The 15,255-nt window shown below is 57.1% G+C and carries 15 protein-coding genes; 7 read left to right on the top strand and 8 right to left on the bottom strand.

All coding sequences use genetic code 11. From position 1 onward, the window contains the following. Positions 1–2: 2 nt before the first annotated feature. Positions 3–1,289 carry an MFS transporter gene (locus KFJ24_RS15985; protein ID WP_250832088.1) on the bottom strand — a complete coding sequence of 429 codons (1,287 nt, stop codon included), beginning with the start codon at positions 1,287–1,289 and terminating at the stop codon, positions 3–5. Positions 1,290–1,562: 273 nt separating this feature from the next. Here KFJ24_RS15985 and KFJ24_RS15980 point away from each other — a divergent pair, with 273 nt between their 5' ends. The 3 genes from KFJ24_RS15980 to KFJ24_RS15970 all read left to right on the top strand — a co-directional run bounded on the left by KFJ24_RS15980 (position 1,563) and on the right by KFJ24_RS15970 (position 5,518). Continuing rightward, a complete protein-coding gene (locus KFJ24_RS15980; RefSeq protein ID WP_250832087.1) occupies positions 1,563–2,465 on the top strand; it encodes a helix-turn-helix transcriptional regulator in 903 nt (300 codons plus the stop codon). 9 nt (positions 2,466–2,474) lie between these two features. Next, positions 2,475–4,238 (top strand): ExeM/NucH family extracellular endonuclease, encoded by a 1,764-nt coding sequence (locus tag KFJ24_RS15975; protein WP_250832086.1) that lies wholly within the window; start codon positions 2,475–2,477, stop codon positions 4,236–4,238. Between the two features lie 212 nt (positions 4,239–4,450). Then, a complete protein-coding gene (locus KFJ24_RS15970) occupies positions 4,451–5,518 on the top strand; it encodes an AraC family transcriptional regulator (protein ID WP_250832085.1) in 1,068 nt (355 codons plus the stop codon). On the opposite strand, the gene queE is transcribed toward KFJ24_RS15970, so the two are convergent. Both queE and queC read right to left on the bottom strand, forming a co-directional pair. After that, positions 5,519–6,175 carry a 7-carboxy-7-deazaguanine synthase gene (queE, locus tag KFJ24_RS15965; protein WP_250832084.1) on the bottom strand — a complete coding sequence of 219 codons (657 nt, stop codon included), beginning with the start codon at positions 6,173–6,175 and terminating at the stop codon, positions 5,519–5,521. Beyond that, positions 6,175–6,840, bottom strand: coding sequence for a 7-cyano-7-deazaguanine synthase QueC (queC, locus tag KFJ24_RS15960; protein ID WP_250832083.1), 666 nt, complete (start codon positions 6,838–6,840; stop codon positions 6,175–6,177). The genes queE and queC overlap by 1 nt, the downstream gene beginning before the upstream one ends. 185 nt (positions 6,841–7,025) lie before the next feature. Here queC and KFJ24_RS15955 point away from each other — a divergent pair, with 185 nt between their 5' ends. Continuing rightward, entirely contained in the window at positions 7,026–7,562 is a 537-nt protein-coding gene (locus tag KFJ24_RS15955) for a 3'-5' exonuclease (RefSeq protein ID WP_250832082.1), read from the top strand. Between the two features lie 18 nt (positions 7,563–7,580). Here KFJ24_RS15955 and KFJ24_RS15950 read toward each other — a convergent pair whose 3' ends face one another. Next, the gene (locus tag KFJ24_RS15950; protein WP_250832081.1) at positions 7,581–7,820 is read right to left on the bottom strand and encodes a hypothetical protein; all 240 of its coding nucleotides are present in this window, start codon (positions 7,818–7,820) and stop codon (positions 7,581–7,583) included. 543 nt (positions 7,821–8,363) lie between these two features. Between KFJ24_RS15950 and KFJ24_RS15945 the strand changes: the two genes are divergently transcribed. Then, complete coding sequence (locus KFJ24_RS15945) at positions 8,364–8,636, top strand: hypothetical protein (RefSeq protein WP_250832080.1); 273 nt, start codon at positions 8,364–8,366, stop codon at positions 8,634–8,636. Between the two features lie 35 nt (positions 8,637–8,671). On the opposite strand, the gene KFJ24_RS15940 is transcribed toward KFJ24_RS15945, so the two are convergent. The 3 genes from KFJ24_RS15940 to KFJ24_RS15930 are packed head-to-tail and all read right to left on the bottom strand — an operon-like array spanning position 8,672 to position 13,250. Beyond that, positions 8,672–9,085 (bottom strand): response regulator, encoded by a 414-nt coding sequence (locus KFJ24_RS15940; protein ID WP_250832079.1) that lies wholly within the window; start codon positions 9,083–9,085, stop codon positions 8,672–8,674. Between the two features lie 48 nt (positions 9,086–9,133). Then, positions 9,134–9,682, bottom strand: coding sequence for a hypothetical protein (locus KFJ24_RS15935; protein ID WP_250832078.1), 549 nt, complete (start codon positions 9,680–9,682; stop codon positions 9,134–9,136). A 34-nt stretch (positions 9,683–9,716) separates the two neighbouring features. After that, positions 9,717–13,250 carry a response regulator gene (locus tag KFJ24_RS15930; RefSeq protein ID WP_250832077.1) on the bottom strand — a complete coding sequence of 1,178 codons (3,534 nt, stop codon included), beginning with the start codon at positions 13,248–13,250 and terminating at the stop codon, positions 9,717–9,719. Positions 13,251–13,378: 128 nt separating this feature from the next. On the opposite strand from KFJ24_RS15930, the gene KFJ24_RS15925 reads away from it, so the two are divergent. Next, on the top strand, positions 13,379–14,455 hold the full coding sequence (locus KFJ24_RS15925) for a hypothetical protein (protein ID WP_250832076.1): 1,077 nt from the start codon (positions 13,379–13,381) through the stop codon (positions 14,453–14,455). On the opposite strand, the gene KFJ24_RS15920 is transcribed toward KFJ24_RS15925, so the two are convergent. After that, the gene (locus KFJ24_RS15920) at positions 14,449–14,700 is read right to left on the bottom strand and encodes a hypothetical protein (protein ID WP_250832075.1); all 252 of its coding nucleotides are present in this window, start codon (positions 14,698–14,700) and stop codon (positions 14,449–14,451) included. The two genes, KFJ24_RS15925 and KFJ24_RS15920, sit on opposite strands and share 7 nt — an antisense overlap. A 210-nt stretch (positions 14,701–14,910) precedes the next feature. Between KFJ24_RS15920 and KFJ24_RS15915 the strand changes: the two genes are divergently transcribed. Continuing rightward, a complete protein-coding gene (locus tag KFJ24_RS15915; RefSeq protein ID WP_250832074.1) occupies positions 14,911–15,255 on the top strand; it encodes a hypothetical protein in 345 nt (114 codons plus the stop codon).

Raw genomic sequence — 15,255 nt, 5'->3', positions numbered from 1 at the left:
CGTCAGCCTTGCTGACGTATCGCCTCTTCATCAACTCTGTCGACTTCCGACGACATATGGAAGTCTGCATTGCGCGGATCCATCTCAGTCAGGACAACAGACGTTTCTGGCATCGCAGCGACAAAGTGCTCCTGATCTTCAACCGCAACATCTTCGGTATGGCTGATGCGGTAACTGGTGACGATCGCAAGGGCAAGGAGGAACCCGGTATTGCCGAAAAACAGTCCCGAGGGGCCCACAAGGTTGATCAGCTCTGCCATGGCAATGGGGCCGATGACGCTGCCAATCCCATAACTCAGAAGCAAGGTGGCGCTGGCGGCAACAATCCGGTTGCTCTCCATCCGGTCGTTGGTGATGGCGACTGCAATCGGGTAAAGGGTGGCGGATAAACCGGTGAAAAGCCCGACAAACAGAGTCAGCAACCAGACATCGCCAGCACCCAGTATCGCCACCGCGGACGCCGAAGCCGCAGCCACCATCGCCACCCAGAACATAATCCGGCGGCGGTCAAAATGGTCACACAGCCGCCCGAGCGGCCAGGCCAACAACATCGCCGCCACGATGGCACTGGCCATGAAAGTGGAGGTCTTTGCCACGTCCAGGCCAACCAACGTGGCGTATACTGGCCCCAGGGCGTAGAAACCACCAATCATGACGCCGCAGATCAGCGCCCCGGCGATACCGGTAAAAGACTCGCGGGCAAGCGTGAAGAAGGAAATCCGCTGAACCTGTTCAATGACTGGCGCTTCCATGCGGGTCATGGAAATGGGGACCAATGCCAGGGTCAACAGAATTGCCGCAATGGAAAACGGCATAAAGTTGGACGGATCGCCAATGTTGACAACAAGCTGACCGCCGGCGGCCGAGAGATAGAATACGACCTGGTATACTGCAAACAGAGCACCACGGTTGGCGTTGGTGGCCCGACTGGAGAACCAGCTCTCGATGACCACCAGAACGCCGGCAATGCTGAATCCCGAAATGACTCGCAGAACCGCCCAGAAAATTTCGGAAACAGCCATCGGGTACAGCAGCGAGGTTACCGCTGATATTGCCGCAAGCACCGCAAATGCGCGGATATGGCCCACCCGACCAATGATCCTGTGCACGTAGAGAGTGCCGAGAACAAAGCCGATGGAATAGCACACCAGAATCCAGCCGATAATATCGGGCGAGATGGCCTCAATACTCAGACGGATACCCAGCAACGTCATCAGAAACGCATTACCGCTCACCAGTAAAACGATGCTCAGGATAAGGGCAGACAGAGAAGTGACCATTCTGGTCATTACAGGCGCTCCGGCATTTTCGGGGGGGATAGCTCTGACTTATGGGTAAGGTAGCATCAGGATCCGGATTGTGCCGGCCAAGTATTAGAGCAGCATGGGTTACCCGCTACCACTAAGCACTTTCCGAAACCTGTGACCGATGTCTCAAAACGGCTGCAAGGCCGTCGCGGCGCGGCTTAACAGGGTTTTACATTAATGTGCCGTAACAGACCCCCGTTGCCAGAGCAGGTAACATTAAGACGAGCTATTCATTGGACCCGTGAGCGCCTGGTTATGAAAAAAACGGACTGGCCCATCCGCTGGGATTTGCTACTTCGCTACCGACTGATTGAAACCATTGCCCTGTGGGAAGGTCGGCTGACCACCAACCACATCTGCCACAGCTTTGGCATCGGTCGTCAGCAAGCGTCCAAGGACATCAATACCTACCTGCGAGAACTGGCTCCGGGTAACCTGACGTACGACCGTCACCTGAAAGGGTATGTTCCCGCGGAGAAATTTAACCCCGTCGTCACCCGCGGTCAGGTTGGCGAATACCTGGATCTGCTCGCACGTCAGCAAACTCTGAGCAATACCTTTGAGTCCCTCAACATCGACTTGCCTGACAGCGCGGTGGTGCAGGGGCCAAACCGGATCATCTCCCCGGAAACCATGCGTGCTGTGGTCACCGCCACCCGCCATGGCCGTCAGATGCGAGCCAGCTATGTGTCACTGAGCCGGCCGGAAGCGATGGAAAGCATTCTCGAGCCCCACACTCTGGTGTGCACCGGAAACAGCTGGCACCTGCGCGCCTGGTGCGATTCCAACCGGGAATTCCGGGACTTCGCCCTGAGCCGCTTCCACAGACCGCCCGAAGCTCTGCGCCAGCGCGCAAAACGCTCCGGTCAGCAGGATGACGACTGGAACCGGAAGGTAACCATGGTGATTACGCCAGACTTGCGTCTGACCGAGGCACAACAGGAAATCATTGCCCGGGACTACGGCATGAAACGGGGCCACCTGGAGATTGAGTCACGCGCGGCGCTGGCGCCCTACGTACTGTCCCGACTCGGTATCACTCTGGACAACCAGCATCCGGACCCCCTTGTCCAGCAGCTTGAACTGGCCAACCCGGAACAGCTCGGCTTTGGCAGCAAACGGGAGCGGGCTTTGAAAGCGGTCGCCGGCCTCTGCTAGAGAACACCCGTGACAGCGACCGGCCGCCCCTGTTTGTTCGTTCACATCCTGATTCTGCTGGCCCTGCCCTCAATGGGAGCAGCAGCCTCGGACTGTGGTCAGCCTGCGACGCCCATTGCCCGAATCCAGGGAACCGATGACCGCTCGCCACTGGCGGGCAAAACCGTCACTGTTGAGGGCATTCTCACGCTGGATTCCAGAACAAAAGGCGGCTTTCGTGGCTTTTATCTGCAGCAGGCTGACCACCAGACCGACGATAACCCACTAACCTCCGAAGCCCTGTTCATTTACACCCGTCGCAAAGCCGGGAAACCCGGTGACCGACTGAGAATAACCGGTACGGCAAAGGAGTATCATGGCCTCACCGAGCTGACAGGGATCGAAAACCTGATCGTTTGCGGTCAGGAAACACTGCCCCGGCCGGTCCCGCTATCGCTGCCCTGGCCAGAGAATCCGGAGACCCGGGAAAACATGCGGGTCGAATTCCGGCAGCCGCTCACCATTATCGATAACTACAACCTGGCCCGTTTTGGCGAGCTTACCCTTGCTGCCGAAGATCAGGTCATTGCCACGGAGTATCAGCGTCCGGCCCGATCAGCCACCCAACTCAGCAGGCAACGTCAGCTGCAACGCGTACTACTGGATGACGGAAAAGGAGAGCAGGATCCGGTGCCGGTACCCTGGCCACCAGGCGGCCTCGATCCGGAACACACAGCCCGAGCCGGAGGTACCGTGAGCAACCTGACCGGCGTTCTGGATTTTCGCTTTGGCAACTGGCGAATCCAGCCGGAAAGCATTCCCAGCTTCAATTCTGCCAATCCCCGGCTGCCGCCGCCAGCACACCCGTCAGGTGATCATATTCGAGTGCTGAGCATGAACATGGAGAATTATTTTAATGGCGACGGCAACGGGAACGGCTTTCCAACGTCGCGCGGCGCCCGGACTGCGGCGGACTACCGTGAACAGCATCGCCGTCTGTTGCGCGCGTTGAAGGCACCGGATCCGGATATCCTGGCCCTCACGGAAATTGAAAATGACGGTTATGGCCCGGACAGTGCGGTAGCCACACTGGCTCGGGCTCTGGGGCCTGACTGGCACTTTATTGCCACGCCGGATAGCGATGGCAACGATGAGATTCGTAACGTTCTGCTGTACCGGAACGACCGGATCATGACGATGGGTGATCCCTCCAGGCTGACTTCCGGCCCTTTTCAGAATCGCGGCCGACCGCCACTGGCACAGGTCTTTCAGCGCCTCAATGGAACGGCCAGTGTGCGGGTGGTTGCACTGCACCTGAAATCCAAATCCTGCCGTGGCGCCACCGGCGGCAATCTCGACCAGAACAACGGCGAGGGCTGTTACGCGCAGCGTCGGGCCGCATCTGCAGTAGCCATTACGAACTGGCTGGAGGCAACTCCAGCACCCGGGACCGCAGCCGGGACGCTGATTACCGGTGATTTCAACAGCTACGCCCGGGAAACGTCCCTGGAGATACTCCGGGAAGCCGGGTTCACCAGCATGGTTCACTGGTTTCACCCTTGTCAGCCCGGCTCATGCCCTCACTACACCTATCGTTACAAGGGTGAAAAGGGATCGCTCGATTATGCGCTGGCGTCCAGTGAGCTGAAACCCCACATTCTCGGCGCCCATACCTGGCTGATCAACGCCGACGAACCACGTGCGATCGGTTACAAGAGCTCGCTGGATCCCATCAAGTCGCTGCCCTGGCGATCCTCCGATCATAATCCGGTCATTACCGACATCCGGCTCTGAGTGGTCTTTCGATAACCTGAAACCATACTTTGTATTTGCCTCGTTGCCGATACCTCCCGGCTGCCGCTCTCCTGCGCCGGCAGGTCTATTGGCCTGTCTGGCCCATTACCCCGTCAGCGCAGTCATGGGGACAGGCCCCGAGACGCGTCATAATCAGCACAGATCTCCGATCCGCCTTACATAAAAAGAACCGCACGTAACGAGGAAACCCCATGCGCGCCTCAGTTTCCACTGCACAGGACCTGGGTATGCCAGCCATCTATCTGCATTTGCTGGCTGAACTGCTGCACACCATTGGTCTCGATGAGCGGGATCTGCTGCTCCGGGTCGGCCTTGATCCGGCCCGGCTGAACTCCACGGAGCTCAGGGTCAGCCAGGCTCAGGCCAGCGAGTTCGTAACCCGGGCGATTATCGAAAGCGGCGAGCCCGGCCTTGGCATCATGCTGGCAGGGGAACTGAAGCTGCCGCTGCACGGTGCGCTGGGCACCGCCGTCATGAGCAGCCGGTCCCTGAACGAGGCCCTGGAACTGATGACCCGATACCTGATGCTTCGGGCGCCCCACTTGCAGGTCACCAAACGACAGGCCGGCAGCAATGCGTGGTATACCGTTTCCTGTGATACGGATCTGGGCCCCCTCCAGGCTTTCATAATGGATGCCATGCTGTTCGGTTGTGTATCCATGGGTGTGCAATTGACGGGCGCTGTTGTGGAAGGGTCACGGATTCTGCGGCAGGGCCCCGAACCCACCTACTTCCACCGCTTTCGCCGGGTGATTTCAGTTCCCGTCGAATATGGCGCAGCGGAGGACGCACTGGTAATTCCGGTATCGCAACTGGACCTGCCTATTCGCTTCACCGACGATCAGCTGGCTGCCTCCTCCCGGGCCCAGTGCGAAGAAGCCCTGAGACAACTGACGAAAGATGCAGGCTTCGCCTGCCGGGTACGGCGGGTGATCGAAACCAGCCATCCGTTCCCGCCCAAACTGACGCGGGTTGCCGGAACATTGTTTATGTCGGAGCGCACGCTCAAACGGCGGCTTCAGGAAGAAAATGCCAGCTTCCAGAACCTGGTGGATCAGGTTCGCCTGGCGCGGGCCGGAGAGTTGCTGAGAAACACCGGCATGAACCTCAGACAGATCGCGGACTCTCTCGGTTACGCGGACGCCGCCAACTTCACCCGCGCCTTCAAGCGCTGGACAGGTACCAGCCCAAGCCGGTATCGGGCCCAGGCACTGGCGCCCTCGGCGCCAGAACAAAACTTGCTGGCCGCAACCGTCTGATCAGTCGATACCGATGATCTTGTGCATTTGCAGGGTTAAGCGCCACTGGGGATGAGAGAGGCAGTAATCCGTGGCCTTGCGGGTATTGCTCAGTTTGACCGGATCTCCACCCCCTTCCGTCGCCACCGGCGATGCCATGGGTGATAGAAAATAATGGGTAGCGCGGATTGGCAGAAAACGCTCCGGCATCGCCAGAGGCTGGGGATACACCAGCTTGAGCTCATCACAGGCTTCGATAACCACCGGCGCATTTGCCTTGGGGCTCACACACAGCCAGTCGATGCCTTCGGGTGCCGGCAGGGTACCGTTGGTTTCCACGCCAACCTCAAAGCCCTCTCTGTGAAAGGCCTCGATCAGGGGTTCGTCCAACTGCAATAACGGCTCACCACCCGTGCACACCACATAGGGATGTCCCGGTGCATCCGGCCACAGGCTGCGAATGTGAGCTGCCAGTGCGTCGGGGGTGTCGAAACGACCGCCATTCTGGCCATCGGTACCGACAAAGTCGGTGTCACAGAAATTGCAGACAGCACTGGCCCGATCTTTCTCCCGGCCACTCCACAGGTTGCACTTGCTGAACCGACAAAAGACGGCGGCACGACCAGCCTGAGCACCTTCACCCTGCAGGGTATAGAACGCTTCCTTGACCCGATACATCAGCACTGCGCCTCATAAGCCAGAGGATCAGTCACGCCGTTGGCGGCGAAGGCTTCCAGTCGTTCCACACAAGAGCCGCATCGACCGCATGCCTTCTGCCGACCGTTGTAGCAGGTCCAGGTATCACCGTAATCCAGGCCGAGCTTCAGACCCTCTGCCAGGATCTGACCCTTGCCCATAGCCATGAATGGCGCTTCGATGCCTACCGGCTCATAGTTGGCCACGCGGCATACCGCGTCCATCTTCGCGACAAACTCAGGGCGGCAATCCGGATAGATGGCATGGTCACCCCCGTGCGCACCGTACCAGACTGCGCCGGCACCGGTCGTAACGGCATAGCCGGTCGCCAGTGACAACAGAATCATGTTGCGGTTAGGCACAACCGTGGCCTTCATGCTGTCCTCTTCGTAGTGACCTTCGGGCACGTTGACGTCACCGGTGAGGGCAGAGCCGGCCATCACCTCACTCATGGCCCTGATATCGATCACCTTGTGAGAGATACCCAGGGAATCGCACACCTTGCTTGCACACTCAAGCTCCCTCACGTGCCGCTGGCCGTAGTTGAAGGACAGTGCATGAACCTCGTAGCCGCGGGCACGGGCCAGATGCAGCAAGGTATAGGAGTCCATGCCTCCGGAATAGATTACAACCACGGTGTCAGTCATTCGGGCTCCCCGTATGGTGTGAGACAGATCGGGATGGTTTACTGCGCGCTTCCACACAGCTGCCTGGTCCTGAGCTTTTACAAGCAACGGACATATTGTAACAGCGCTGGCACAGGTTGAGTTCGCGTCTCGCGTCCGGGGCGGGTAAACTCAGCTAAAAACAACACATCAACTGAACTGAGCCAATGACCACCGATAGCTGCCCGGCCTTCATTGATTTTGAAGCATCCAGCCTCGACCTGATTGCAAGCTACCCGATCGAGGTGGGTCTTTGCATGCCGGATGGTGGGCTTCATAGCTGGCTGATTCGTCCGCATATACTCTGGCAGGACTGGTCTGAGAGCGCCGAAGGCATCCACGGTATTTCGCGCCAAACCCTGGAATCCGATGGACGAGCAGTCAGTGAGGTGGCACACAGTCTGAATGAACTGTTGCCAGAGCAGGTATTCTGCGATGCATGGACGTTTGACAGCTTCTGGCTTCACCGCCTGTTCCGGGCCGCCCGTGTGAGGCCCCAGTTCCAGCTCGAGTCCATTTCCATGCTACTGAACCCGCAGCAAATCCGGCAATGGTCCACTCTCCGCCAACAAGTGATCGCCGAGCTGGGATTGCCGGTGCACCGGGCTGCCAATGACGCCCTGATCCTGCACAAGACCTGGGAACAAATCTTCCTACAGGGCGAGCGGACAACCGCGTTGCCGAATCACAGCCATCAGACCTGACCCTTCCGGGCATGAGGCTCAGTGCTTCAGGCGACCTGCCCGCACAACAACCACTTCCAGCCCATCCCTGAGCGTATTCAGCGTCCAGTAGGTGACCAGAGCCATCAAGCCTGCGCCAACAAAGGTAAATGCAAGATCATCGCCTACCACCTGTTCTTTGGCCAGCATCATGTAAAACGCCAGGGCGGCAATCAATGCTATTTCAATGAAAAAATGCGAGCGGAACTTGTTGCTTGCAGATCCGGATTGGTCGGACATTTGCTTAGATTTCAACCTCGTTGTTTACTGAAACGAATGAAAGATTAGTTTGCAAATTATCGCCAACAGGCCATCGGAAATCTGTACGGAGTAGTGTCTACGAAGTTTCCGTTACGCAAAAAAAAACGCAGCCATCAAGGCTGCGTAGAAAGGAGAGATCCATTCGGTACCTGGCGCGGCAGCTACCGTGGATTGCACAACGTAAAACGTGACGGCGCTAATTATGAGTTGGCCGGATGGGGGCGTCTGTAGGGGTTTGCCGAAGCGACCAGCCTCTTGCAAACCTTCCAGTAGCCTATACACTGGATATCGAACCGAACCACAAGAGCCGGTATGACCAGAATGATTCCACAGTCTATTTTCAAGATCGCCACCGATTGCCTTTCAGGGCAGTCGGCACACGCCATGGTGAAAGACATCTAACGGCTTTCGGTCCAGTCCCGGGAGCCATTGCAGCGACCGGGTCAGCGTCTCCGCCAAACCCCGGTTGCCCTCGGCTCCGGGGTTTAGTTTTTGCAGCCGCAAAACGACAAGGAGAACATCATGAAAAGACATCCGATCACACGCGCAGCCAATCAGCCCATCAGCGGTCGTCAAGGATCGCTGAAGCGCCCGGAGAAGCTGCCACTGCTGGATGCTATCTGCAAGAAACTGAATCAGCGCGTCAATCTGGATGACGAACAGCGGGTGCTTGGTCTCTATGAAAGAGGCTGGATTTTCAAGGGAGTACTCGGCAATCTTGACGGTGGCGAAGCCCGTTACGTCCGGGCCCTGGCCAACCGCTATAATTCCTGGATTGCACGTCAGGTGGCCTGACTCCTTGCCTGCTGAACCAGCGGAGGTTGAACCGGTCAGTGATGCCGGTTCAACCCCTGAATCATTGCCATATCCCCGCCGTGAACCATGGCGTAGTTATTGACCACATCGTGAATCTTCTCCTGAGAATACGGCTTCACCACGTAACCGTTGGCACCGGCACTGATCGCACGCTGGATGCTGTCGATGGAGTCATCAGCCGTTACCAGAACAATATGCTGTTCCTCCCGGGCACGCTTGAATTCCTGCATGAGTTCGTGGCCGTCGCCGTCCGGCAACCCCAGATCCAGCAGAATGATCTGAAATTCCCCGGCGGCGAAAGTATCTCGTGCAGAAGCAGCATCGACGCATTCGGAAACCTGGGTTGCTCCAGCCTTGTAGAGCATATCCACCAACCTTGCCCTCATGACCGGCTCGTCTTCCACCACCAGAACCTTCAGGTCGCTCATTGATCTTCTCCTGTCATTCTCTCTTCACTGTATATTGAGGGGCCCTGGTTACAGAGAATCGCTGCCGGTGCGCCGCGGCAGGTCCAGCGGTGCCGGCCTGGGCATCGGGGCCTCGTTGGAATCCTTCGGGCGATCACCGGCACCATAGACCGCTTCTTCGGTACCGTAACGGGTAAGAATATTGCTGATACTTACCGCTGTGGTATACAGGGAAATAGCGATAATCAGCAGAATCGGCTGGATAAATGCAACGAACCCGGGAACCTCGACACTCCCCAGTATACTCAGCATCAGGATAATCGACGGCCCCAAAACGACAAACAGCGTCAGGGCAATAAAGAACACGATCCGTTCCTTGTAGCGGCCAAGCTCCCGGTTGGTAACCAGCCCGAGCACAAACTTGCCAATAGCGAGCCCGGCGAGAATGGCGGCCGCGATACTCAGGTCCGGGCGCATCAGGGTTTCGTAGAGCCGGCCGTCCCATAAGCGCTGCATGCCGATCACCAGAAACGGGAACAGAACAAACAGTATATCGGCGTAGGTCCCGTACATCATGCTCAGGGAATGGTTTTCACTACGATGTTGGCTATCACTCATTGGCCTGTTCCTGTCGTTATTCTGCCGGTATCGGTCACGTGGACGTTGCCGCGCCCTCGAGCGCGCGTACAATCATTTCATTCAGGGTACCCAGTTCGCTGCGAACCCTGTCCCAGTCCGGATCTGCGCTCCTCAGAAGCTCCTCCACAGCTCCGGCCTGACGCGTCATCATCGGGTAACCCATCGCACCCGCGGTGCCCTTGATCTGGTGGGTTTCGGTTTTCAGCGTTGCTGCATCATCTTCCGATAGCGCCTCAATGATTCGTTGCCGGCGCCCCTCCAATCCCTCAAGGAACTGGACCACCAAACGACCAATTTCCTCATCCTCCTGCTCATCCACCGTCTCGCGAGCCTCGCGCTGGAGGAAACGGTCCAGCACGGACTGCAGATGGGCCTGGTCGATGGGTTTGTTAAGGACACCGTCACACCCGGCCGCAAGCAGGGCATCGGTTTCCTTCTGGTCGCCGGCGGTAAAGGCGATAATCGGTCGCCGGAAGCCGGCCTGGCGCAGCAAACGCGTCGCCGCCACACCATCCATTCCCGGCATATGACGGTCCATCAGCACCAACTGGACGGAATCTGCCAGCGCCTTGCGTACGGCGTCGTCTCCGCTATTCACAGGCACAACATCCAGACCCTGCCGACGCAGCATCCGCTCCACAAGCTGCCGGTTCTCCTCATTGTCCTCGGCCACCAGGACCCTGCCACTGAAAGCGTGGACCGGCACCTGCACAGTGTCGGGCAGGACGACCAGATAACGTGCCAGCACTTCGTAAAACCGTTGCTTGTCGATCGGCTTGGCCAGATGCTCATTGCAGCCAGCAAGGCGATAGTCGGCAATATCTTCAGACATGACATTGGCCGTCAAGGCAATTACCGGTGCATTTACCCCGGCCTCCCTGAGCGCGGCGGTGGCATCGCGACCATTCATCACCGGCATCTGGATATCCATCAAAATCAGGTCAAAGGGTTCACGAAGAGCAACATCCAGTGCCTCGGCGCCATTGCCCACATGCACCAGCTCGGCACCTGTGCGGGCTACCAGCAGGGATACCAGCCGGCGATTCACGTCGTTATCCTCCGCACAAAGAATTCTGCCGCTGAGCTGGGGAGCCACCACCATGGGAATGGCACGGCGACGCTGACTGAGCTCGGAGGCATCCCGAAGGAAGTGCACGTTTTCCAGCGCACCGGTACGGATCGAAAGCTCGAATTCACTGCCCTCACCGTAGGTACTGTGGACATGAATACTACCCCCCAGCAGCTCGGCAAGGCGTCGGGAAATACTGAGTCCAAGGCCGGTGCCGCCATATTGCCGGGATATCGCAGCGCTGCCCTGGGCGAACGGATCAAACAACCTGCCCAGCTGTTCCGGCTTCATGCCAATACCGGTATCAACGACCCGGGCAATGAGCATTTCATACTCACGGTCACAGCGTATTACCAGGGTAATGGAACCTTTTTCGGTGAACTTAAGCGCATTTCCGCAAAGGTTGATGATGATCTGCCGGAACCGGGTGGGGTCGGTAAGGATCTGTTCCGGTAGCGGGAATTCGCACATGACGCTGAAATCCAGCCCCTTCTCCCGGGCCCTGGGCGCAAAAAAGGCGCGGATCTCATCGAGCAGTTCCGGCAGGTTGACCGACACGACATCCACATCCAGCTTGTTGGCGTCAATCTTGGAGTGGTCGAGAATATCGTTGACCAGATCAAGCAGGTGCCGACCACTGCGAACCACTGTTTCCGCACTGCTATGCTTGTCCTGCTGGCTCAAATCCGGATCCAGGAGCGTCTCGCCATAACCGATGATGGCCGCCAGTGGTGTCCGGATCTCGTGGCTCATATTTGCCAGGAACTGACTCTTGGCTTCAGCAGAGTTACGCGCCAGCTCTTTTTCCAGCCGCTCCTGTTCCCGCTCCCGCTCAATCCGCTGACGCTGATGGCTTTCTGTCGCATCAATACAGGTGCCTTCCAGGTGGGTCGGCTCACCATCAGCATCGAACACCGTGTGCAGTGAAATGGTGGCCCAGCGCTCCTCGCCATCGCGGGTGAAATAACGGGCTTCAACCCCTTTGACGGTGCCCTTTGCTTCCAGCTGCTGCACGACAAGGCGGCGCAGCCGGTCATCGGCAATGCAGGCTTCCAGGACATCGGGACTGCGATTGAGCAGTTCGCGGCTGCTGTTATAGCCCATGAGCCTGGCCATCGCGGGGTTTGCCGTCACAAACCGACGGTCCGGCGACATCTGGAAGACACCTTCAATGGCATTATCAAACAGGGACTGGTATCGCTGCAGGTTCGATAGTGCACGCTGGCTCCAGCTCAGAGCTTCACCCTGCACCTGCTTGATCCTGTCCGCGAGGGCAAAGGAGAACAGGATAATTTGCGCCGTCAGCCCAAACTGCGGCGAGTAATTGGTAAATGTATTCAGGGGCAGAAATCCCATCACGGTGAAGGCATATATCCCGAAGCCGATGAGTGCCAGGGTCCAGGCAAAGAAATAGGACCGTGCGGCGGGATTGTAATAGCGCCATGACAGGTAACTGACCACGATCATAATCGTGCTGAGCAAAATAGACCCCACCACAATCCACTGCATGGCTATGTGATAGGGAAGGAACATGGACAACAGGAAAGTGGCACCGACGGAATAGAGGCAAAGCTGGATAACCTGATCCAGATCGGCGGATCGTTCACGGGTCTCAAGCAGGGAGCGGGCCATCAACAGCCCCCAGAACCAGGTCATCAGGATCTGGAAATGCAGAAATTCCTTGTTGAAAATGACTGGCCGGCTGTCCAGCAGCTGAACGCCATGGACCTGCTCGGTCGCGATGAAAATCGTGGCTGAGACCAGATACAGCACGTAATAGATGTTGCTGCGCTCGCGCACGGATACCGCAACAAACAGGTTGTAGGCCAGAATGGCCAGAATCGCGCCGAGCAGGATGCCACGGACGGCTTCGTCCACCGAGACCTTGGCAATATAGCTGTCCGGATGCCAGAGACTGATCGGCAGACGAAAGGTGTTGGTGTTGGTAATACGGAGATAAACCGTATTCACCGTCTCCGGTGCCAGCTTCAGGCGAAACGTCGGATTGGGAACTTCCAGGTCGCGTTGATCCCAACTGTCGGAATACCCGGTCTCGCGCCGCTCAAACAACTCACCATTACGAACCAGGTAGAGCTGCACTTCATCCACCAGAGGCAGGGCGAGCTCGAAAATCCAATCGGTATCTGCGCCATGGTCACGAGTGAGCAAATCAAAACGGATCCAGTAGGCCGACTCGGTGTAACCGAAATTGAGCACGCCACCTTCATGACGTGTAAACGCGGTCAGGCCATCAGCCTGGATATCCTGAACTGTCAGCGCCTGATCCGGGTCTTCCCGATACCAGATACAACTCCCGAGATCACGGACACTGGAGGTGCTTGCGGTCAGAATAATGGCACCTTCACGGCAACGGTCCTGGGCACTGGCCACTGCCGGCGCCAGGGACGCCAGAAATGCCAGTATGACCAGCAGTCCAGAAACAACTGCACGCGATGCCAGATTATACCTTTGCCACAAAATGTGATCTCCGCGAGGGTAGATGCCTGTTTTATCGTTTATTGTCAGCACTCGAGCCCGGGCGGACGGGCCCGCAGATTTCCACTTTAGCCGTTTACGCACTTTTGCGCACCTCGGGGCCATCTGAAATGAGACATTCCTGCATTTTCGCCGCTATTTCCCTCGCCATCACTGGCATCAGCGGTTGTGGTATGGAAGATACTGGTCCAACTGCCTTCAACCCAGCTACCGACGTAGACCTGACATTCTCAAGCTTTGATCTGGAGAACACTGAACGGGCACCAGACACCATCGAGCACACCCGGTTTGATGACTTCTATCGTGGTATTCAGCCGGCTGACGGTAACAACCCTGATAACGTGGATACGATGACTGAACTTCGTAACCACATTGGAATTTTCATCCGGTCCACACCTGCCGAAGAGGGCCGGAGCTATTCAAAGGTACGAAACCCTCTGGACCTGATGAATCAGGTGATCGCTTCCGGAGAAGTCGTCAATTTCCAGGATGGCAGGAAATACATAGCAGACCGAATTGCCAGTGGCGCATCGGGTACCTACAACAGTCGCGGAAATGGTGCAGACATCCGGTTTACCGACCAGGCAGCGGTACTGCAGGACGCTGCCCTGAACGACAAAATCTGGATTTATCCGACGCTGGACTGGCGCTACCTGCCCGATGGCGCTGACGGTAGCAGTGTCCAGGAGAAGGTGTATCGTACGATTCAGTATGTCAGCCGGAGTGTCGACCCGGAGGATGAGGACGCACAGCCTGAACTGGTCAGCGTTCTGGCCGGTAGCCGCTTCGATGCAAACAGCTTTGTAACCCTTGGCTACAACACGCCTGAGTTCGCCACTGCAGATTACCTGAGTCGAACAGCTGGAAGTATCGAATTAAGACAGGATTTTATGAGTGGCCAGAGAGACACGCTTTTTATCAAGAGCCCTGAAAAAAAGGTCCTTGATCTAAGCCGCCATGGTATCAGCGAACCGGCGGACGGAAGCCCGGACTGCCTCAGGGTGGAGCTGGACTACCCTATGCAAGTCGTACGAATTTTCAGCTCGGATGGCGAACCGTCAACCATTCCCGCACCCACGTCGGACAATCCGGACAAAACGGTAAACAATCCCGACTACTGCAGTTATCAAGAGGATGCTGACGCCAGGGTCAGCTGGGCGACCATCGCTATTCCGGAGCGTCAGTAAAAACCGTCGCCCTGCATATTCCAGTTCTGCAAAAAGCCCTTCTTCCGGTCAATCAGCCGCTCATAAGTGGAGATCATGATTGCCGCATGGGGGGCATTGGTAAGGCGCAGGGTGTGAACCCGGCGTTCCAGCCGCTCGACTTCCGAGCTGACCTGCTGGTACACATGACTGCGAACACTGTCGTGATGATCGAGCTTGACCGCGCGCTCGCGTCGTCCGTGAGGGGGATGCGTGGGCTTGTCCATTCGGATTCTCGTCCATTGAGTCGTGATATTTCCTTGTCCCGTTTTCGCAGTCTGCACAACTGCCAGAAAAAGCACAACAAAATGAATATAGTTTCATTTGTATTGCCGGCCTGGAACACGGGCTTCCGACTACACGATCAATCCCCTGCTATAGTTCCCTTAACACCAACTTTGCCCGGCCAAGACCAAGACGGAAAATCGAGTATTATCATGAATCAGACCTCAGTTGCCGACACCCTCCGTGAGTATCTTTCGCTCCTTGAACTGCTGGACGACGCATACTGGGAAGCCAGCAGTATCCATCACAAGGATATGCTCTACGACATCATCAGCATTTTCAGCCAGGAAGTGGCAGAGATTAACAAGCTCAGCATCCAGGACCACCATTACCCCTACGAGGTGATCACCGAAGGTATTCGCCGGGTGGTCCCGAAGCTGGAACGACTTGATGAGAAACGGGAAGACGTAATTCAGAGGACCCAGACACTGACCGACTTCCGCGACATATTATCGTCCGTTCTCGGTATTCTGGAGGCGCAACTAGAAACCTTATGA

Source organism: Marinobacter sediminum, from assembly GCF_023657445.1.
In the GTDB taxonomy this organism is placed as follows: domain Bacteria; phylum Pseudomonadota; class Gammaproteobacteria; order Pseudomonadales; family Oleiphilaceae; genus Marinobacter; species Marinobacter sediminum_A.
Note: the sequence above shows the minus strand (reverse complement) of the source record. Positions and strands in the feature narration are given on the sequence as shown.

Excerpts from the sequence above, each read along its gene's own strand:
- queE (WP_250832084.1), bottom strand. The coding sequence starts at position 6,175 with ATGTATCGGGTCAAGGAAGCGTTCTATACCCTGCAGGGTGAAGGTGCT.
- KFJ24_RS15940 (WP_250832079.1), bottom strand. The coding sequence starts at position 9,085 with ATGAGCGACCTGAAGGTTCTGGTGGTGGAAGACGAGCCGGTCATGAGG.
- KFJ24_RS15915 (WP_250832074.1), top strand. The coding sequence starts at position 14,911 with ATGAATCAGACCTCAGTTGCCGACACCCTCCGTGAGTATCTTTCGCTC.
- KFJ24_RS15955 (WP_250832082.1), top strand. The coding sequence starts at position 7,026 with ATGACCACCGATAGCTGCCCGGCCTTCATTGATTTTGAAGCATCCAGC.
- queC (WP_250832083.1), bottom strand. The coding sequence starts at position 6,840 with ATGACTGACACCGTGGTTGTAATCTATTCCGGAGGCATGGACTCCTAT.
- KFJ24_RS15945 (WP_250832080.1), top strand. The coding sequence starts at position 8,364 with ATGAAAAGACATCCGATCACACGCGCAGCCAATCAGCCCATCAGCGGT.
- KFJ24_RS15985 (WP_250832088.1), bottom strand. The coding sequence starts at position 1,289 with ATGACCAGAATGGTCACTTCTCTGTCTGCCCTTATCCTGAGCATCGTT.
- KFJ24_RS15980 (WP_250832087.1), top strand. The coding sequence starts at position 1,563 with ATGAAAAAAACGGACTGGCCCATCCGCTGGGATTTGCTACTTCGCTAC.
- KFJ24_RS15920 (WP_250832075.1), bottom strand. The coding sequence starts at position 14,700 with ATGGACAAGCCCACGCATCCCCCTCACGGACGACGCGAGCGCGCGGTC.
- KFJ24_RS15970 (WP_250832085.1), top strand. The coding sequence starts at position 4,451 with ATGCGCGCCTCAGTTTCCACTGCACAGGACCTGGGTATGCCAGCCATC.
- KFJ24_RS15925 (WP_250832076.1), top strand. The coding sequence starts at position 13,379 with ATGAGACATTCCTGCATTTTCGCCGCTATTTCCCTCGCCATCACTGGC.
- KFJ24_RS15935 (WP_250832078.1), bottom strand. The coding sequence starts at position 9,682 with ATGAGTGATAGCCAACATCGTAGTGAAAACCATTCCCTGAGCATGATG.
- KFJ24_RS15950 (WP_250832081.1), bottom strand. The coding sequence starts at position 7,820 with ATGTCCGACCAATCCGGATCTGCAAGCAACAAGTTCCGCTCGCATTTT.